Genomic DNA, 1,710 nt, shown 5'->3' on the forward strand with positions numbered 1-1,710 from the left:
CCGGCATCGGCCGGCGACGGCCGTGCCCGATGCGGCCGGGGTCGTCTGGGCGGGGGTCTGGACGGCGGCACCCGATCCCGGTGCCGGCTGGGCCGGCGCTGCCGTCGAGGCCGACCCGGCGGGGACCGGATTCCGGCCGCCGAGCCGGTGCCGGCGGGCGTCTGCGCCAAAGCGGGATAGAGGCTGGAGGTCCACGCGAGGACCAGCGCCACCGCAAGCCGCGACCAGGCCGCTGCCCCCCACCGCCCTTGCTGCTTCATGTTCATCTCCATCGGGAGCGAAGCCTGTGCCGCGCCCCGTCCATGCGTTACCCGAAGTAAGGCGCATGGAATGTCGGCCGTTTTCAGACTTGCGCGGGCCGTATCCGCACAAAATGACCTGCCTCAATCGCGCCGCGGCCACCCGGCGGCTGCCAGCAGCGGGCCGCGGCCCTCACGCCTTCATGGCCTCGCCCACCGCCGCCACCAGCTGCTTCAGGGAAAAGGGCTTCGGCAGGAAGGCGAAATCCTCGCCCGGCGGCAGGTTGCGCGCGAACGCCTCCTCGGCATAGCCGGAGATGAACACCACCTTGAGGCGCGGATCGCGTGCCCGCAGTTCCTTGAGCAGAGTGGGTCCGTCCATTTCCGGCATCACCACGTCGGAGACGACCAGGTCGAGGCGCTTGCCGCAGCTGTCCATCACTTCCAGCGCCTCCACACCGCTCGCCGCCGTGAGCACGTGGTAGCCGCGACCGGTCAAGGCACGGCTGGCGAAGGCGCGCACCGCGTCCTCGTCCTCCACCAGCAGCACCGTGCCTTGGCCGGTGAGATCGGAGGCACGCGCATCGGCGGCCGGGGCGGCCTCGGCGTCGACGGCGCCTGCATGGCGCGGCAGCAGCACGCGGAAGGTCGTCCCCTGGCCTTCCACGCTGGAGCAGAGAATGGTGCCGCCGGTCTGCTGGACGATGCCGTACACCGTGGCCAGCCCGAGGCCGGTGCCCTTGCCCACCTCCTTGGTGGTGAAGAACGGCTCGAAGATCTGGTCCATGATGTGCGGCGGGATGCCGGTTCCGGTATCCTCCACTTCCACCAGAACGTAATCTCCCGCCGGCAAGTCCTTGGCGCCGATGGCGGAAACCTCGTCTGCCGGAACGTTGCGCGTGCGCACCTTCAGCGTTCCGCCCTCGGGCATGGCATCGCGTGCATTGACCGCCAGATTGACGATCACCTGCTCGAACTGGTTCAGGTCCACCTTCACCGGCCACAGGCCGCGCCCGTGCTCGACCTCCAGCGCGATGCGCTCGCCCATGAGGCGCCGCAGCAGCTCGGAGGTGTCGGCGATCACGTCCGACAATTCGATCACCTGCGGCCGCAGGGTCTGCCGCCGCGAATAGGCCAGAAGCTGGCGCACCAGGCCGGCGGCGCGGTTGGCGTTCTGCTTGATCTGCATGATGTCCGGGAAGGACGGGTCGGACGGGCGGTGCCGCACCAGCAGCAGATCGCAATAGCCGATGATGGCGGTGAGCAGATTGTTGAAGTCGTGCGCCATCCCGCCGGCCAGATGCCCCACCGCCTGGAGCTTCTGCGACTGGGCAAACTGCGCCTCCAGCGCCTTCTGCTCGCTGGTGTCGATGGCGCACAGGGCGATCTCGCCGCCGCCGAGCGGGGCCGCATAAAGCCGCGCGCTGCGGCCGCCTTCGCCGCTGCGGACCACGTCGCACGGCGCGGCGCG

Annotated in this window: 1 protein-coding gene; it reads right to left on the minus strand. The window is 69.9% G+C overall.

Annotated elements, in window-relative coordinates; translation table 11 throughout:
- Positions 1-432: 432 nt before the first annotated feature.
- Positions 433-1,710, minus strand: a 1,278-nt coding sequence (locus tag AC2W7M_RS24895) for an ATP-binding protein (RefSeq protein WP_486135738.1), incomplete at its 5' end; no start/stop codon positions are given.

This window comes from Xanthobacter sp. BG11Y11_SDJG (assembly GCF_057364445.1).